Source organism: Zunongwangia sp. SCSIO 43204, assembly GCF_019904275.1.
Classification (GTDB): Bacteria; Bacteroidota; Bacteroidia; order Flavobacteriales; family Flavobacteriaceae; genus Zunongwangia; species Zunongwangia mangrovi.
Genome location: NZ_CP063204.1, coordinates 2589100 through 2605683, shown reverse-complemented (window position 1 = coordinate 2605683; position 16584 = coordinate 2589100). Strand labels below are relative to the sequence as shown.

Here is a 16584-nt window from a genome sequence, read left to right as displayed (position 1 = left end):
GGTATGGAGAAAAAGACACGAAACTTCTTTGTAAGTTATCATCACGGGAATGCTCAAAAATATGTGAAGGCTTTGCGAAAGTTCAAGCAGGGTATGAAAGTCGCAGATTATTCTTTAAAAGAAGATATATCAGAGTATACAGATGATGAAATATATACGATTATAAGAAACAAGATGCGAGCCTGTTCTGTAACCGTTGTACTTATTGGAGAACGAACAGGATATAGAAAATGGATCGATTGGGAGTTATGGGCATCACTAAGAGCATATAAAAATAGTAGAAATTTTAAAAGGTCATTTAGACCCAAAGGGCTGCTAGCAATTTATTTACCAACAACTAGTCACTCTGTACCTGAGAGGCTACAAACCAACATAGATTCTGGGTATGCAGTATCAATGAGCTGGAAAAATATTGAACGTGATTTTGAAAGCAAAATTAATTATGCAATATGGAAAAGAGACCACGCTAGTCACGAGATAAAAAATCATTTAGAACGCTTCGATAGAAATGCGTTTAATTTTCTTGGGTTTAAAATATAGATATGGCAGGAATTAATAGAGCTCATTCATTAAATGAGAGCAAGGCAAGAATTAATTTATCACTAGGTAAAGAATGTGTTTTTATAAGTCATCATAAAAGTGATTTGGATGACTGTATAAAGATAGCAGACTATCTAATGAGGGCTAACATAGATGTTTATTTAGATGAATACGATTATGATTTAAAGGAGCAGGTACAGAGGCAAAACCCTAAAGGTGTTGTGAAATGTATCAGAAAAGGAATTAATAATAGTACTCATATGTTGTGTGTGCTATCAAGTCAAACTATTTATAGTAAATGGGTGCCTTGGGAAATAGGTTATGGATATGACAAGACAGATTTAGGAGCTATAACACTTAAAGGAATTGCAGATTCTTCGCTTCCAGATTATCTGAAGACAGTGAAGTTAATTAGGGGGACAAAATCATTAAATAAATATATATCGGATATTGTCGGTTATAGCGAAGGGTATCTAAAAATGTATAATAGAATCGATGAACATACCAGACAAATACATTATTTAGACAGTGTATTAGATTGGGAACTTTAAACAAAAAAGACTATGAGCAAAGAATTCGTAATATCAAAGCTATCATTTAGAGATGATGAACAACTAATAGATACAGTTAGAATCGGTTTAGTTAACGATAATTCGGTAGAACCATTTGAAACTAAGGATAGAAATTGGTTAGTTAAGGAATTCAATAATGGCAATATCATTAGAGGAGTATATAAAGGAGTAGACAACTTATGGTATAGTCAAGGGGTTTTTAGAGTTGAAGATGGATGTTTCAAATGGGGCTATCCTTTTCCTAAAAACATTTCAAAACGAAATGTTTTTGTGAGTTATTATCACAAAGATGATCAATTGAAAAGAAAGCAATTCGATAATCTTTTTAGTGATTTGATTATTAATCAATCTGTGATGTTAGACGAAATTAGTGGTGAGAATAGTGACGATTATATTCATAGGTTAATCAATGAAGGCTATATGAAAGATACTACCGTTCTTACAATTTTATTGGGACCCAATACTAAATGTAGAAAACACGTAGACTGGGAAATTGGCGGAGCTCTCAATGTGAAAGTTGGTGACAGATATGCGGGACTTTTAGGTATAAGGCTTCCATCTCATCCAGATTATGGTTTAGGCACAGATTTCAATCCAGATTATTATCCAATAAGATTCGCAGCCAATTTAGAAAGTGGATACGCTGTTCTCGCTGATTGGTCTGAAGACCGAAGAGCTATGCAAGATTTGATCGAGCTAGCATTTTCAAAACGAAAAGAAACAGATAAAATTAAAAATGCTAGTATTCAAAGACTAGCAGAAAACTCTTGTGAATGAAAAATTTTAAAAGCCCATTATCGATATATGTCTTATGGCATCCCGAGTTCAAAGAAGGTACAAATTATGCCAAAAGTATTTATAATACTTTTAGTGGTGTAAACGGTAATGTAACTCATGCAAAATATGATATTCCTGTTCATTACAGAACGCTACCTTTTAAAAATGAAACATTTGCCAAAATACCATTTTCTGAGTCTAAAAAGAATGCTTTAGTTATTTTGGTAGATGAATATATGTTTAATGATTCTAATTGGACTCAGGCTATAGATGACCTTTTAAAATCGAAGCCGGCAAATACTCGTATTTATCCTGTTTCTTTAAGCAATTATGCCTTTGATTTAAACCCGGAACATTTAGCTCCAACTCAATTTATAAAGACAAATCAAAAAGACCCCATTACCGGTAATGAAATAGAAGTTAATGATAGAATTATTAAATATAGATTATTAGAAAGTATTGCTAAGCTTTTATTTAATGTAAAGGATACTTATGATTCTCAAAAAGATAGCGACCCTCCAATAAGACTTTTCATCTCCCACGCTAAAGAGGATGGAGAAGTCTTAGCTATGAAGTTTAGGGATTATATATATAGTAATACAAAACTGAAGGCATTTTTTGATGCTAATGATATAGCAGATGGTCATCAGTTTGAACAGGAAATTAAAAAACATATAAATCATTCAGCATTTGTATTATTTAATACAGATGAATATGCAAATAGAGAATGGTGTAGAAAAGAAATTATTATTGCAAAGAGGTATAGATGTCCTATCATTGGCGTTATGGATATAAAAAAGGGAGAACAACGAAGTTTTCCCTATAGCGGTAATTTCCCTACTATAATATGGGACGATAATTTTGAGGAAATTATTAATTTAGTTTTATCCCAAGTTATTAGTGATAAATACAATGAACTTTATTTAAAATCTATAGTTCAAATGTATGAACTTGAGAGGCGTTATAGTTGTTTAGTACTTCCAAAAGCTCCTGAATTATTTAATTATATTGATATAGAAAATTTTAAAAAGGAGGAGGAGAATATGAATTCCCTTATAGTATTATATCCGGATCCTCCTATAGGAATTGAAGAAGTTAGTTTACTAAATGACGTAGACAAGGAAATCAAATTTATAACCCCTTTATTACTGCCAACATACATTTCAGAACTATGAAAAAGGAAAATAAAGTAACTAATAAAGATTTAGATAAGTTCGTAGCCGAAGAAATAAAAGAGAAATCTAATCAAAAAGAAATTAATTTACTGAAAGGCCGAAATATTGCCGTCTCGATTAGTGATAGTCCTGATATAGAAAATTTAGGTTTTTCATTAGAACATCAAAAAAATCTAATAACAGAAATAACAAGATTTTTGATAATTCACGGGAGTACCTTGGTTTACGGAGGTGATTTACGGCAAAATGGATTTACAAGGTTATTTTCAACTCTTGTTCATCAGTACAGGCCTAGTAAAGAAATTAACAAGAAGTTTTTTGAAAATTATTTTAGTTTCCCAATCCATTTAAAACTTTCAAGAACTGATGTCTTAGAATTTAAAAAGAACGGTGTTTTTCCAGTTTTAGTTGATCCACCTGAAGGCTTAGGAATAGATGAAACAAAATTTTATGACCCTGTAGGAAATGATAATCTTTTTATTTGGTCAGAAAGCCTTTCTAAGATGAGACACGAGATGCAAAGTAACACAGATGCCCGGATTTTTACTGGTGGAAGTATTTCCAATTTTAAAGGTAAATATCCCGGTTTATTAGAGGAGTGTTTACTTGCTTTAGAAAGCAATATACCAGTTTACCTTACGGGAATATTTGGGGGTATAACTATGAAAATAATAGAAGGTCTCAAAGGAAAAAAACCTCAGGAATTAACTCTTGAATGGCAATCATCTCAAAATAAAACCTATGAAGACTTTGTAAGTTATTATAATTCAAAAAAGAGTACAGATCAAATTAATTACGAGCAATGCACTCAATTCTTAAACACATTTACCTTAGAACGTTTAAGTAAAAATAATGGATTGACAACTGAGGAAAATGAAAGACTTTTTAATTCTATACATACGTCGGAAATAATCTTTTTAATCATGAAAGGTCTTCAAAATAAACTATCAAAATAGGATGTCTCAATACACCGAATACAACGACTCCCAAAAACCGGCCTTAAGTTTACTTCAAAAAATGAATTGGCAATACCTTTCCCAACAAGAGGTGTTAGCGGCACGGGAGGGTTTGGTAAGCAATGTGCTATTAGATCAGGTATTGATGAAGCAGCTTCAGAAGATAAATGCTTTTGAGTATAAAGGAGAAGAATATTCTTTTTCTACAGGAAGTATTCAGGGAGCGATTAATGCACTAAAAACAGTACCCAACGAAGGTTTGGTACAAACCAATGAACGGGTATATGATTTAATCACTTTGGGTAAAAGTTTTAACGAAACCGTACAAGGCGATCGGAAGGCGTACACCATAAAATACATCGATTGGGAAAACCCGGAAAACAATGTTTTCCACGTCTGCGAAGAGTTTGAAGTAGAAGGCGTAGCCGGTAAAAAACGTCCGGATGTAGTACTGTTTGTCAACGGTATTCCCTTTGTAATTATAGAAAACAAGCGCCGGGATAAAGATGATTCGCTAGAAGAAGCTATATCACAGCACATTCGTAACCAAAAAGAAAAAGAAGGAATTCCAAAATTATTCTATTACGCTCAGCTTTTAATAGCAGTACATCCTAACGAGGTAAAATATGGCGCAACGGGCACTCCTGCTAAATTTTGGTCGGTTTGGAAAGAAGGTAACGAGAAGGAGATTACTAAACTGCTTCGCTCAAAAAAAAATAACACCTCCCTGGAAGAACGATTAGTAACAGAGCAAGATAAAAGCTTGTATGCCTTGTGTCGTCCAGATCGCTTATTAGATATCGTATATAAATATATTGTTTTTGATGGTCCCGATAAAAAGATATGTCGCTATCAACAATATTTTGCGGTACAGGAAACCATAGACCGAGTAAAGCAACGCAATAAAGAAGGGAATCGAGAAGGCGGTGTGATCTGGCACACCACTGGTAGTGGAAAATCATTAACGATGGTGATGCTTTCTAAAGCCCTGGCTTTAGAAAAGACTATAGAATCTCCTAGAGTAGTAATCGTGACCGATAGAATTAGTTTGGACAAGCAAATTTTTAAAACCTTTGTCAATTGTGGGAAGCAGGTGAAAAAGGCAAAAAGTGGCAGTGATTTAATAGAATTGCTTCAGGATAAAGGAAACGAAATCATCACCACTATAATTGATAAATTTGAAATCGCTACCAAACGTACATCCTTTAAAGATGAGTCACAGAATATATTCGTGTTGGTAGATGAAAGCCATCGTAGTCAATACGGTTCTGCCCACGCCAATATGAAACGTATCGTACCTAACGCCTCCTACATTGGTTTTACGGGGACACCTTTGATGAAAAGCCAAAAGAGCACGGCTAAAAAGTTTGGCGGTTTTATACATAAATACACGATAGATCAGGCGGTAAAAGATGGAGCGGTCTTACCATTGTTGTATGAAGGGCGATCTGCCAAACTGAGCATCAATAAAAAGCAAATCGATAAAGGATTTGAACGCCTGGCCGCTCCTTTAAATGAAGAGGCTCGAAAAGATTTAAAGAAGAAGTTTGCCAGTATCGGAAAAATTTATGAGTCCGATCACGTAATTGAAGAAATCGCTTACGACATATCGAATCATTTTCTTGAGAATTGGAAAGGAACCGGTTTTAAAGCGCAGCTGGCAGTCCCTAAAATTGATACAGCAATAAAATATCAGAAATACTTTGAAGCGCAAACCAACGAAAATTTAAAAATTAATACACGAGTTGTTTTTACGCCACCCGATAGCAGGCAGAATAATGATGATGTATGGTCTGAAACCACTAGCGAATCGCGAAAGTATTGGGAGCAATTGATGCAGCGATTCAACGATCAGGAAGCTTATGAAAACTATGTTATCGAACGCTTTAAAGAAGAGGGAGATGAAATAGAACTTATAATTGTCGTTAGTAAATTATTAACCGGTTTCGATGCCCCAAGGAACACCGTGCTGTATTTAGCCAAGCCCTTAGTGGCGCACAATCTTTTACAGGCTATTGCCAGGGTAAACCGACTTTTTGAAGGAAAAGAACACGGGCATATTATTGATTATGTTGGCATTCTAGGAAAACTGGACGAAGCTCTTACTGAATATAGTGCGTTGGAAGATTTTGATGAAGAAGACTTGACCAATACTGTAATTGATGTAAAAGAAGAGATTAGGAAATTACCAGTTCGTCATTCAGAAGTTTGGGATATTTTTAAAGGTGTTTACGATAAAAATGATTTAGAAGCATTAGAAAGACATATTGCTGATAAGGATGTAAGAGATCAATTTTATGATCGGGTTTCTGCTTTTGCCCGGGTATTACAAACCGCCCTGGCTTCAGACGAGTTTTACGATGAATTTAATACCCAGCAGATAGGTTTTTACAAAAGCGAACTTAAGAAATTTCAAAGTTTGCGTTTATCGGTGCAATTCAGGTACGCAGAAAAGGTTTCTTATAAAGAATATGAACCACGTGTGCGGAAATTACTTGATACTTATATTGATGCAGAAAGGGTAGAATTACTCACTAAAGATGTAAATATTTTCGATAAGAATAAAGTAGAAGAAGCTTTGGAAACCTACGGTAAATCTCCGGCATCTAAAGCAGACTTTATTGCCCACCAGATGAAAAAGGTGATTACCGAAAATATGGACAAAGATGAAGCCTTCTACAAAAAGTTCTCCCAGCTCATTGAAGAGACCATTAAAAATTTTCAGGAAGGACGCTTAACGGAAAAGGAGTATCTGGAATCCATTCAAAAAACACGTAAGGATTTAACAGATGGCTATCAGGATGGTATACCGGAAAAATTACAGAACAAGCCAAAAGCAAGGGCTTTTTATGGTGCTCTCAATGAAGTATTAAACAAAAAGCTAGACAAGTCTATTAGTAAAAATAAAGTAGCCGAGGCCGGTTTGGAAATAGAAACTATCGTTGAAAATTTGATTATTACCGACTGGAAAAAGAATGTGGATATTCAGAATAGGATGGAAAATGAAATAGAAGACTTTTTAATCAGCAAAAGAACCCAACTGGGCATAGAAATAAGCTTTGATGAGATTGATGCTATATTGATTAAATGCCTGCGGGTGGCCAAAAATAATTTCTGATGCACAAAGTAAATTACGGTACTAAGGATATTTTTTTTGAAGTGGAACGCTCCAATCGAAAAACCCTGGCCATAGAAGTACACCCTGATAGTTCTGTTCACATCATTGCCCCCGAACAAAGTTCTCTTACCGATATTGAAAGAAAAGTATTAAAACGTGCCAACTGGATTACAAAACAGCAACTTTATTTTGAGCAATTTTTACCGAGAACACCTGAGAGGGAATATATATCTGGAGAGACCCATTATTATTTGGGGAAATCCTATGTTTTAAAAATAAAGGTGGGCAGCATTAATGAAGTTAAACTCAAAGCCGGACAACTTCAAGTAATCTGCAAAACGAGTTATACACCCGAAAAAGTAAAGAAATTATTAGCTCATTGGTATTATAAACACGCGGAAAAAAAGTTTCATAAATTAGCGAAAGAAGCATTTTTAAAATTTAAGGAATATGATTTTAAGGAGCCTCAGTTAGAAATTAGAAGAATGGCCAAACGCTGGGGAAGTTGCAATACTATTGATAAAATTACAATCAATCCGGAACTTATAAAAGCACCTTCCAAATGTGTGGAGTACGTTATGGTACACGAGATGTGTCATTTTGTAGTCCCAAAGCATAACAAAGCTTTTTACCAAACACTTTCTTTAATTATGCCTAATTGGAGGAAGTGGAAAGATATCCTGGAACGTAGAATGGTTTAAATTGAAGCTAACTAACCTAAGAGAAAAGAAATTTGCTGAAGTCGAAGAATGTATGATGTGATGCAAAAAAGCTGTAAATTGCACCAATAGTATTACGTAAATAGTAGTGCGATGAGTACAGTAAGAAAATCAATTACTTTTACCGAGCAACAGGAGAAATGGATTAACCAACAGATTGAGGAAGGTCACTTTACCAATGACAGCGAGTATATTTGGGATTTAGTAAGACAAGATCAAAGAAGAAATGATAAACTTGCAAAATTAAAACTATAGATGAAGGCTTTGAGAGTGGTGTTAGCTCACAATCGGTAACAGATATTATGGAGAGTGTAGAAAAAAGATTAAGCCAGGATGGCAAATTATAAACTTTCCACTATGCGGCAATGCACGTGATTTATACCACTTCAAATGTCAGTCACATATTATAATTTTAGAACAACCCAAGGATTTTCCCAGGCACTTATAGCTTATTTTTAAACTTGTAAATAGGACGAGGAGAAATACCATTACTTTACTATTTTGTATCTTTGTAACAAATTAAAAGCGTGCGTAAACAAGTCAACATAGCAAAAAAGTTCCCTAAGCACTTATTTTGGGATATGGATGCGAGTAGATTATCGGTTAAAGAAGATAAGGCTATTATCATTCCCAGGGCTTTATTTGCCACAACGCAAGCTACCTTCGAGAATGATATTCAACGATTAGAAGAAATCTATTCAAAAAAAGAAATTATTAGTATTCTTAGAAATACTAAAGAGCGTATTAGTAATGAGATATGCGTATTGGTAACTAAACGTTACAACGCAAAACCTTTTCTACGTTACTCGCTATGAAAGCCGTAAGTCCGGTACTTTATCAAACTATAAAAGAATTACAAAGCTTAAAAAGTTTACAGTCCTTTGCCTTGGCAGGAGGAACAAACCTAGCTTTTCGTTACAATCATCGAGAATCGATAGACATTGATTTATTTTGTACAGAGATTATTGGGTTTGAAGGTTTTCAAGAAATTCAACAAGAAGTAGAAAACCATTTTGGGAATAAGGCCATTAACTTTATGGATCCAATGAAGTTAAGTGATCAGTTTACTTTTTTACGTTTTTTTATTCAGAAAGGGGAAGTGACCATTAAGGTAGATCTTATTCAAAATATGAAAGTTGTAGATCCTGTAGAAACAATAGAAGGGTTACGTTTGTTTTCTGTAAGGGATATTGGTTTATTTAAATTAATGAGTGCTTCCAGTCGTCCCGCCAAAAAAGATATTTACGATTTATATTATATTACGGAAGAAATATCACTTATCAAGCTGTATGAGGATTTACAGGAGAAATACAAGCAATTCAACAATAAAGAAGATCAAAACATCTTCGATATCGATACTGAAGAATCGGTAATTGATAATCCCTTGTTATTATTATTGTTTGATAGCAGTTACAAGGTAAGTAAAGACAAGATGATGCATTCACACGATAATATTTTAAAAATGGATAATGCGGTTACTTGGCAAATAGCAAAACTCCAATTTAGAATGCGCTTAAGAGAATTATGTAGATATTTAAATATTGAATTTCCAAAATCTAAAATACGATAGAGAGGAAATCTGTATTTTCTTTTTCTATACTTTAATTTTTCCTATAATGATTTCCAGTACTGCATTTGTATTACATAAATCCTTTTATCCCTTTTAAAATAAGGCTTATAAGATATTGTATCGGGAAGTAATCCAGTGTTTTTAAGGGTTAATAAAATCCAACAAAAAGAATATAAAGCACTTATTTACAGTGTATTAAAACCTATTTTACATTTTGACATTTTCCTTTAATAAGATGTATCTGGGTGTAATTTACACCCTATTTTACACCTCATCGTATCTGACTACACCTTGAGGTGTAAAAAATAGGATTTAGAGCAATAATCTCGCCCTTTTGTCCTTAAATTTAAAATTATCGAATTTTATTTATTTACAAATAAATCACTGTATTACAGTGTTTTAATTCGTTTTTAAAATTTATAACATTACTAAAATTTGGAGAAATTATGGCGACTATTTACACTTAATGACACTTAAATACATTTAAATAATCTTATTTTACCTTAATTACATTTATTTACACTAAAAATTTTTATCTTTATATCAGGAGCTAAATATTTTATCAATTATGAGCAGTAATATTCGTATCAGTAAAAATTGTGAATTCTGTGGAACAGAATACATCGCGAAGACCACTAAAACCAGATATTGTTCTCACACCTGTAATAGAAGAGCCTATAAAGCAAACCTGAAAAAAAAGAAAGTTGAAGGGGCTATGAAAGAGGTTAAAACCAATAGAAATTCTAAAGAATTGGAAGTCTTAACTTATAAAGATTTTCTGAACGTCAAAGAAACTGCATTGCTTCTTGGTTGTTCTACCCGAACCGTTTACCGATTAATTCAAGATGGATCAATAAAAGCTGTTAACCTGTCTCAGCGCTTGATTCGAATCAATAAAAAATCATTGAATTCTATCATTCCTCAAGCCTAGATTGATTATGCTCTATTAATTTATTTTAGTTCCAACCGTTTTTATAATTGAGAGTTATATTTTTGCTCTTATCCTTGTTTCTTGACTTGTATAAAATGTAATTTCACCTATTGTTTTTTGCGTTATTTACGATTATAACATACTGTATTTTAAATATTTAAAAACTACTGCTTTATAATGTTAATTAGCATTTATAAGCTTAGCACTTCTTAGGTTTTTGTTTACCTTATAAGGAAATCCACACCTTATGAAAATCAGTTTACGTAAAAAGAAACTAAGCACTGGAAAGTTTAGTCTCTACCTCGAGTATTATAAAGGTTCTGAAACCTTGAAAAACGGAAAAACAAAACACTATCGTGATTTTGAATACCTACGGGAATATTTATTTATTGAACCGAAAGATCGCCACGAGAAGAAACAAAATGAAGAGACTATAATTAGGGCGGAACAGATTTTATCAATTCGTAGAGCGGAATACGCCCAGGGAAAGTATGGCATTAAAGATCGATCGAAAGGAAAAATTAATTTTCTGGCCTACTTCGATCATTTAAAAGATGAACGCTACGAAAGCCACTCGAATTATCACAACTGGCACGCAGCTCAAAAACAATTGGAAGCTTACTGTAATCATAGTACCATCACCTTTGATGAAGTAGATGAATCTTTTGTTTATGGCTTTAAAAAATATCTTGATGATCAGGCCAAAACAGTATATGGGGATAAACTTTCTCAAAATACAAAATACACCTATTTCAATAAACTAAAAGCTGCACTTCGCGCGGCCTTTAATGAAGGCTATACGAATAGAAATTATGCAACCAGTGTTAAAGGCTATGCTCAAACCGAGTCGAAAAGAGAATATCTAACTTATCAGGAATTGCAAAAACTGATGAATAAAGAATGTCGGTTTAAGGTTTTAAAAAGTGCCTTTCTATTTAGTTGCCTAACAGGCTTGAGATGGAGTGATGTTCATAAATTAACCTGGTCAGAAATTCGTGATGAAGGGCAAAACACCAAAATCGTTTTCCATCAGCAAAAAACTAAAGATCTGGAGTACCAATACATATCTAATCAGGCTAGAGCTATTATGGGAGATCGAAAGGATAGCGAAGATCCTGTGTTTAAAGGATTGAAATATGGGGTTGTCTATAATAAAGCCTTGTTGGACTGGTGTAAAAAGGCAGGCATAAAAAAACATATTACCTTTCATAGCGCTCGTCATACCCATGCTGTTCTTTTACTGGAATATGGTGCAGATATCTATACGGTATCTAAAGTATTAGGACATAAGGAAATTAAAACTACGCAGATCTATGCGAAAATGGTAGATAAAAAGAAAAAAGAAGCGGCAAGGCTTATTCCTGAAATTCAAACGACCAATGTTATATGAGTTAGGTACCTTCTTTTATATAACCGGGTTTATTTATGTGTATGCCTTGCTCCTCGCCCATTATGGTAAAATAGTACTACGCTATTTTATGAATGAAAACCTGAATTGGAATGCGGATATCGAAAAGCCGAGAATCTTAGTGCATCTCATCGGTCTTAGTATCATGCATCTGCTATTCTACCAATTCCACCGAACAACATCTACACTAATCTTGATTATCGAAACTTCTGCTTTTATAGTGGCAGTAGTATTTTGTCAAATTTCTTGGAGATTAGTATTTCTTCAGCAGTTTACATCTGAAAAGCAGAAACCGTCACCTTCAAAATTAACTTCTTTTGAACTTCAAATTAGCAAAGCAGAAATTCGGTTGCTATACAATGGCCTGGTTCGCTATCATCTTATTAATATGGATAAGACCAGCTTAACAGATATGAAAAATGTGCTGACCAAAGCCTGGGATGAACACCAATCAAGTATTTATTTTGAATTGGATGCGCCCTCCTGTAGAGAATTCTATGACTTTCTAAATAAACGTTTTCCAGAAAACAGGCTTAGCTTAAAAGCATTTTTCAGGTACTCCAAGTGTATTAAAAGACCGGATGGGAAATTGTATAACTACAATACTATCAAAACCGCTACCCTAAGAACTCCGATTTCGAAAAAACACGAAGAAATTGCTAAAATTTTTAAAAGTCTGGATTGATATCACAACTCCATTTTATACTTCAATTTTCTGCTCTGATTTGCTCTTTCTGATCTAATTTTCACAGTTAAATTTCTAATATTTTACATACCTGGTATACATAGTAGACAGGACGGGTATAGGCTATTTCTAAGTTTGAGATAAGAATCGAATAGCAAATGAAAAAGCTATTTGTCATTATTAACCCTTAAAACTTAATACCATGAATGCTTTACAAATTCTTGAAAAATTAGAGCGTATCGAACGAATGATACGCGCCAACAAACCGGTATTGTCCTTTGAAGAGGCTGCAGAATATACCGGACTTTCCAAAAGTTATCTCTACAAATTAACTGCACGTGGAGAAATTCCGTATTCCAAACCTAGAGGAAAAATGATCTATTTCTCCCGGGAAAAACTGGATGAATGGTTACTACAGAATTCCTTTAAATCTTTGAGTGATCTGGAACAGGAAGCGATTTCATATACCGCGAAAAACAAAAAATTCCAATAAGTCATGGAATCGTCGAACAGAAAATTATATCTGGCCGAAGAACAAAAGAAGAAAACCATTTATGATTACCTGGAAGATTATCTCATTGAAAAATATGATATCCGTTTTAATGAGATTGCCCAGGAATTCCAAATTCGACTGAAAGGCCAGGGCAAATGGGAAGAGTTTGAAATGAACTCCCTACTCATTGAACTTGCCAGATCGAATATTGAAGTGACTCCTACCAAATTAGAAATCTTTTTAAAATCTTATATGATACCTAGATATAATCCTATACAAAGTTATTTTGAAGAGCTGCCAAAATGGAATGGTAATGATCATATTAGTGATCTTGCAAGTTACCTGCCTCTTCGTGAACCTAAAGCCTTTCTTTATCATTTTAGAAAATGGCTCGTAAGAAGTGTAAAGTGCGCGATGGAAGATGCATATTTCAATAAGCAATGCCTGGTACTTGTCCATGCTGCACAAAATTCCGGGAAATCTACCTGGTGCCGCTTTCTTTGTCCTCCGAAATTATCAAATTACATTGCGGAAGATCTAAGCAATGACAAGGATGCAAGGATTCAACTGACCCGAAACTTTCTGATCAACCTCGATGAATTGTCGGTATTGGCCAGGAAAGAAACCAATGCATTGAAGGCTTATTTTTCAAAGACGATTATCAATGAGCGCCTTCCCTATGATCGCAAGAATACCAGCCTGCATCGTTGCTGTTCTTTTATTGGTTCGACCAACCGTACCACCTTTTTAAATGATGAAACGGGTTCAGTACGCTGGCTATGTTTTGAACTCCTGGGAAAAATCGATTTTAATTATAGCCGTAAAATTGATATTAACCAGGTATGGGCTCAGGCCTTTATGCTCGCCTATATGGATATTGACTTTAGCCCCGAGTTAACGCCAAAAGATATTGCTGAAAATGAATTGCGCAATAACAGCTACCGACAGGCGACGATGGAAGAGGAACTGTTAAATAAATTCTATACGCCCAGCCAGAAGGAAGAAGACTTTTATACGACAACCGACATCCTCTCAAAATTACAGCATGTAAACAACAGACTAAATGTTGTAAACATGGGTAGGGCGTTAGCTGCACAGGGATATGAGCGGGTTAAAGATAAAAAGAGACGAATCTATGGCTACCTGGCTAAACCTTCATTTAAATACTCCCCGCTAGAAAATATCTAAAACTTAATTAAAAATAACTTACCCATCTTACCCCATTTAGGTTTAACTCAATATTCATAAGGCTTGAGCTTGTGGTAAGATCTGCTGCCAATCATCTTACCCAACTTACCCAAACAAGGCCTTGGGTAAGATGGGTAAGATCGAAAATCAGGTATTATTCAACCTACCCCCTAGTATTTAAGGGGCTTGGGTAAGATGGTAACTTAAATTCAGAAAAATGAAAAAAAATAATGAATTGTGGAGTAGCGCCCGAAATACAGATATTATTCAATTATTGAAGTCTTTAGGGCACTACCCCACCAAAACAAAGGAAAAGAAGCTTGGTTTCTGAGTCCCCTGCGGTCAGAAACGCAAGCCTCTTTTATCGTATCTAAAACAAAAAACCTTTGGTACGACTTCGGTCTTAGTAAAGGTGGGAATAGTATCGACCTTATCATGAATTTGAAATCCTGTAATTTCCAGGAGGCGTTGAACTTTCTAAAAAACCCACAGTATAGCTTTTCTTTTAATCCGCCTGCTCAAATTTCACATGAACCAAAAATCAAATTACTGAAAACGTCACATTTTATCTCAAACGCCTTACAGGATTATATCATGCAACGTGGGATTCCCATGCTGTTAGCTTCACGCTTTTTGGAGGAGGTGACCTATAAGGTTCGCAGTGGTATCTATTTTAGTCTGGGACTTAAAAATCAAAAAGGGGTGGGAACTTCGAAATGCTTATTTCAAAACTGTAATCGCTCCGAAATCCTATACCCACATTTGCTGGAATCATACTAGTCTTTGTATCACCGAAGGTATGTTTGATTTTTTGTCTCTGGGAGTTTTAGAGAAAGAGTCTTTTGAAAAAATGGATCATGTGATACTAAATTCTCTGGCTTGTGTTCCGCAACTAATGGGATTGCTTCCCTCCTATTCCAAGATATATCTCTACCTGGATAATGACCCTGCGGGAGATCGTATGACTTCGTATTTACTAGAACACTTTGCTCAGGCCATCGACCTGAGATATCGCTTTTATCCACATAAAGATCTTAACGAAAAACTTTGCCATGTTCGACGAGAAAATACCCTTTGAAAGCGAAAAGAAATCCTCCTATTCCTTAAGCTTTGAAAAGCTAAAAAAAAGGGAAGGCAAAACGAGGATTTTCAATGATGGGGACACGGGTTCCCATCAAACGGAAAATTCTAATATAGATCCTAATTCAAGATGTGTGTCTGTGGACACAATCTTGATTGCTCCCCATGGTCGCAATGAAAAAAAAGAGAGGTTTAAGGGGAAGACTTCCTTAATCAAATTCAGGTGTACGCTGTACCAGAAAAAGCTACTGAACATCAAGGCTAAAAGATCGGGATTAAGCCTTAGTGAATTTTGTCGAAAATCAGCCATGGATCTGCCTATTAATGAGCGGATGAGCGATGATCATATTGCCATCTATAAAGACCTGGTGAAATTCCATAACAACTTTAAGTCGATCGGGAATATGTTCCGAAAACGGGATCCGAGATTATCGGCTGAAGTTTATAAGCTGGCCGAGGCCATGAAGAAACATCTTAAAAAACTGGATCTATGATTGGTAAAGGAAAATCCATTAGTCATACTCAGGCTTCCATGAAGTATGGTTGGAACCAGGAGAAGGAGGCAGAGATTGTCTACGCTCAAAATATTGTGGGAGATTCCCCGCAGGAAATTAGCCGCGAGTTTGAACAGATCCAAAAGCTGAATGAGCATTGTGAACGTAATACGCTGTCCTTTGTCCTGAGTCCTACCATTGAAGATGGACGGACACTGGATCAGCGTAAACTTGGAGAACTGACCAAAGACTTTATGCGGGAAATGAACCTGGGCGAGCGACAGGCAATTGCTTTTGTGCATCAGGATAAAGAGCATAAACATGTGCACCTGTATGTGAACCGGATTGATTTTGATGGTCGTGCCTATAAGGATAATTTTATTGGTAAACGTAGTCAACATGCTGCCGAGCGGGTTGCTCATGAACATCAACTGACCACCGTTCGCGAGGTACAGCTTATACGAGAGATCAATCTTACCGATATTCGTTTGGAAATTAAACGTCGGCATGAGCTGACCATGAAACAATTTAAACCGGAAACGTATAAAGCCTACATGCGCGGGATGGAAACCAATGGTGTAAAAGCGATTCCCTTTATCAATAAGCAACAAAAACTACAGGGCTTTCGGTTTGAATTTGATGGGCATAGCCTCAAAGGAAGCGCCGTGCATCGTTCCATGAGTATGTCCAATATCGGAAAGCAAATGGCACGGGAACATGGTATCGAAAAATTCAAAGAACTCAACAAAGCGATTAGACTGGCGAAAAGCCCGGAACCGGTGCAAATCAGCTTAAAACTATTAAAAGAAATCGCAAAAAAAGTTATTAAAAAGTCCATATCTAAAGGCTTGGATATCGGATACTAAACCTCTTGAATT

At 35.1% G+C, this 16584-nt stretch carries 19 protein-coding genes; all 19 read left to right on the top strand.

Features of this window, described 5'->3' with window-relative positions:
* Nucleotides 1–3: 3 nt before the first annotated feature.
* The 19 genes from INR75_RS11500 to INR75_RS11410 all read left to right on the top strand — a co-directional run bounded on the left by INR75_RS11500 (nt 4) and on the right by INR75_RS11410 (nt 16572).
* Nucleotides 4–540, top strand: coding sequence for a TIR domain-containing protein (locus INR75_RS11500; RefSeq protein ID WP_223088919.1), 537 nt, complete (start codon nt 4–6; stop codon nt 538–540).
* Nucleotides 541–542: 2 nt separating this feature from the next.
* Nucleotides 543–1091 (top strand): toll/interleukin-1 receptor domain-containing protein, encoded by a 549-nt coding sequence (locus INR75_RS11495; RefSeq protein ID WP_223088918.1) that lies wholly within the window; start codon nt 543–545, stop codon nt 1089–1091.
* A gap of 12 nt (nt 1092–1103) precedes the next feature.
* On the top strand, nt 1104–1889 hold the full coding sequence (locus INR75_RS11490) for a TIR domain-containing protein (protein ID WP_223088917.1): 786 nt from the start codon (nt 1104–1106) through the stop codon (nt 1887–1889).
* A complete protein-coding gene (locus INR75_RS11485; protein ID WP_223088916.1) occupies nt 1886–3064 on the top strand; it encodes a toll/interleukin-1 receptor domain-containing protein in 1179 nt (392 codons plus the stop codon). Before INR75_RS11490 ends, INR75_RS11485 begins: the two co-directional genes overlap by 4 nt.
* Entirely contained in the window at nt 3061–4020 is a 960-nt protein-coding gene (locus tag INR75_RS11480) for a hypothetical protein (protein WP_223088915.1), read from the top strand. The genes INR75_RS11485 and INR75_RS11480 overlap by 4 nt, the downstream gene beginning before the upstream one ends.
* Before the next feature lies 1 nt (nt 4021).
* The gene (locus tag INR75_RS11475) at nt 4022–7138 is read left to right on the top strand and encodes a type I restriction endonuclease subunit R (RefSeq protein WP_223088914.1); all 3117 of its coding nucleotides are present in this window, start codon (nt 4022–4024) and stop codon (nt 7136–7138) included.
* A complete protein-coding gene (locus INR75_RS11470; protein ID WP_223088913.1) occupies nt 7138–7839 on the top strand; it encodes a M48 family metallopeptidase in 702 nt (233 codons plus the stop codon). Before INR75_RS11475 ends, INR75_RS11470 begins: the two co-directional genes overlap by 1 nt.
* A 111-nt stretch (nt 7840–7950) precedes the next feature.
* Nucleotides 7951–8112 (top strand): hypothetical protein, encoded by a 162-nt coding sequence (locus INR75_RS11465; RefSeq protein ID WP_223088912.1) that lies wholly within the window; start codon nt 7951–7953, stop codon nt 8110–8112.
* Between the two features lie 272 nt (nt 8113–8384).
* The gene (locus INR75_RS11460) at nt 8385–8672 is read left to right on the top strand and encodes a hypothetical protein (protein ID WP_223088911.1); all 288 of its coding nucleotides are present in this window, start codon (nt 8385–8387) and stop codon (nt 8670–8672) included.
* A complete protein-coding gene (locus tag INR75_RS11455) occupies nt 8669–9427 on the top strand; it encodes a nucleotidyl transferase AbiEii/AbiGii toxin family protein (RefSeq protein ID WP_223088910.1) in 759 nt (252 codons plus the stop codon). The genes INR75_RS11460 and INR75_RS11455 overlap by 4 nt, the downstream gene beginning before the upstream one ends.
* 568 nt (nt 9428–9995) lie before the next feature.
* Entirely contained in the window at nt 9996–10358 is a 363-nt protein-coding gene (locus tag INR75_RS11450; RefSeq protein WP_223088909.1) for a helix-turn-helix domain-containing protein, read from the top strand.
* Nucleotides 10359–10605: 247 nt separating this feature from the next.
* On the top strand, nt 10606–11748 hold the full coding sequence (locus INR75_RS11445; RefSeq protein WP_223088908.1) for a site-specific integrase: 1143 nt from the start codon (nt 10606–10608) through the stop codon (nt 11746–11748).
* Nucleotides 11738–12451: a hypothetical protein gene (locus INR75_RS11440; RefSeq protein WP_223088907.1), complete on the top strand. Its 714-nt coding sequence runs from the start codon at nt 11738–11740 to the stop codon at nt 12449–12451. Before INR75_RS11445 ends, INR75_RS11440 begins: the two co-directional genes overlap by 11 nt.
* Before the next feature lie 202 nt (nt 12452–12653).
* A complete protein-coding gene (locus INR75_RS11435; RefSeq protein WP_223088906.1) occupies nt 12654–12944 on the top strand; it encodes a helix-turn-helix domain-containing protein in 291 nt (96 codons plus the stop codon).
* 3 nt (nt 12945–12947) lie between these two features.
* On the top strand, nt 12948–14132 hold the full coding sequence (locus tag INR75_RS11430; RefSeq protein WP_223088905.1) for a virulence-associated E family protein: 1185 nt from the start codon (nt 12948–12950) through the stop codon (nt 14130–14132).
* Nucleotides 14133–14459: 327 nt separating this feature from the next.
* Nucleotides 14460–14912: a CHC2 zinc finger domain-containing protein gene (locus INR75_RS20620; protein WP_370629907.1), complete on the top strand. Its 453-nt coding sequence runs from the start codon at nt 14460–14462 to the stop codon at nt 14910–14912.
* Entirely contained in the window at nt 14794–15210 is a 417-nt protein-coding gene (locus INR75_RS11420; protein ID WP_255584524.1) for a toprim domain-containing protein, read from the top strand. Before INR75_RS20620 ends, INR75_RS11420 begins: the two co-directional genes overlap by 119 nt.
* Nucleotides 15185–15706, top strand: a complete 522-nt coding sequence (mbpA, locus tag INR75_RS20475; RefSeq protein WP_255584523.1) for a mobilization protein MbpA — start codon at nt 15185–15187, stop codon at nt 15704–15706. The genes INR75_RS11420 and mbpA overlap by 26 nt, the downstream gene beginning before the upstream one ends.
* A complete protein-coding gene (locus tag INR75_RS11410) occupies nt 15703–16572 on the top strand; it encodes a relaxase/mobilization nuclease domain-containing protein (protein WP_223088903.1) in 870 nt (289 codons plus the stop codon). Before mbpA ends, INR75_RS11410 begins: the two co-directional genes overlap by 4 nt.
* The last annotated feature ends 12 nt before the right edge of the window (nt 16573–16584 follow it).

Coding starts and splice junctions, on each gene's coding strand:
- INR75_RS11500 (WP_223088919.1), top strand. CDS start 4: ATGGAGAAAAAGACACGAAACTTCTTTGTAAGTTATCATCACGGGAAT.
- INR75_RS11495 (WP_223088918.1), top strand. CDS start 543: ATGGCAGGAATTAATAGAGCTCATTCATTAAATGAGAGCAAGGCAAGA.
- INR75_RS11490 (WP_223088917.1), top strand. CDS start 1,104: ATGAGCAAAGAATTCGTAATATCAAAGCTATCATTTAGAGATGATGAA.
- INR75_RS11485 (WP_223088916.1), top strand. CDS start 1,886: ATGAAAAATTTTAAAAGCCCATTATCGATATATGTCTTATGGCATCCC.
- INR75_RS11480 (WP_223088915.1), top strand. CDS start 3,061: ATGAAAAAGGAAAATAAAGTAACTAATAAAGATTTAGATAAGTTCGTA.
- INR75_RS11475 (WP_223088914.1), top strand. CDS start 4,022: ATGTCTCAATACACCGAATACAACGACTCCCAAAAACCGGCCTTAAGT.
- INR75_RS11470 (WP_223088913.1), top strand. CDS start 7,138: ATGCACAAAGTAAATTACGGTACTAAGGATATTTTTTTTGAAGTGGAA.
- INR75_RS11465 (WP_223088912.1), top strand. CDS start 7,951: ATGAGTACAGTAAGAAAATCAATTACTTTTACCGAGCAACAGGAGAAA.
- INR75_RS11455 (WP_223088910.1), top strand. CDS start 8,669: ATGAAAGCCGTAAGTCCGGTACTTTATCAAACTATAAAAGAATTACAA.
- INR75_RS11450 (WP_223088909.1), top strand. CDS start 9,996: ATGAGCAGTAATATTCGTATCAGTAAAAATTGTGAATTCTGTGGAACA.
- INR75_RS11445 (WP_223088908.1), top strand. CDS start 10,606: ATGAAAATCAGTTTACGTAAAAAGAAACTAAGCACTGGAAAGTTTAGT.
- INR75_RS11440 (WP_223088907.1), top strand. CDS start 11,738: ATGTTATATGAGTTAGGTACCTTCTTTTATATAACCGGGTTTATTTAT.
- INR75_RS11435 (WP_223088906.1), top strand. CDS start 12,654: ATGAATGCTTTACAAATTCTTGAAAAATTAGAGCGTATCGAACGAATG.
- INR75_RS11430 (WP_223088905.1), top strand. CDS start 12,948: ATGGAATCGTCGAACAGAAAATTATATCTGGCCGAAGAACAAAAGAAG.
- mbpA (WP_255584523.1), top strand. CDS start 15,185: ATGTTCGACGAGAAAATACCCTTTGAAAGCGAAAAGAAATCCTCCTAT.
- INR75_RS11410 (WP_223088903.1), top strand. CDS start 15,703: ATGATTGGTAAAGGAAAATCCATTAGTCATACTCAGGCTTCCATGAAG.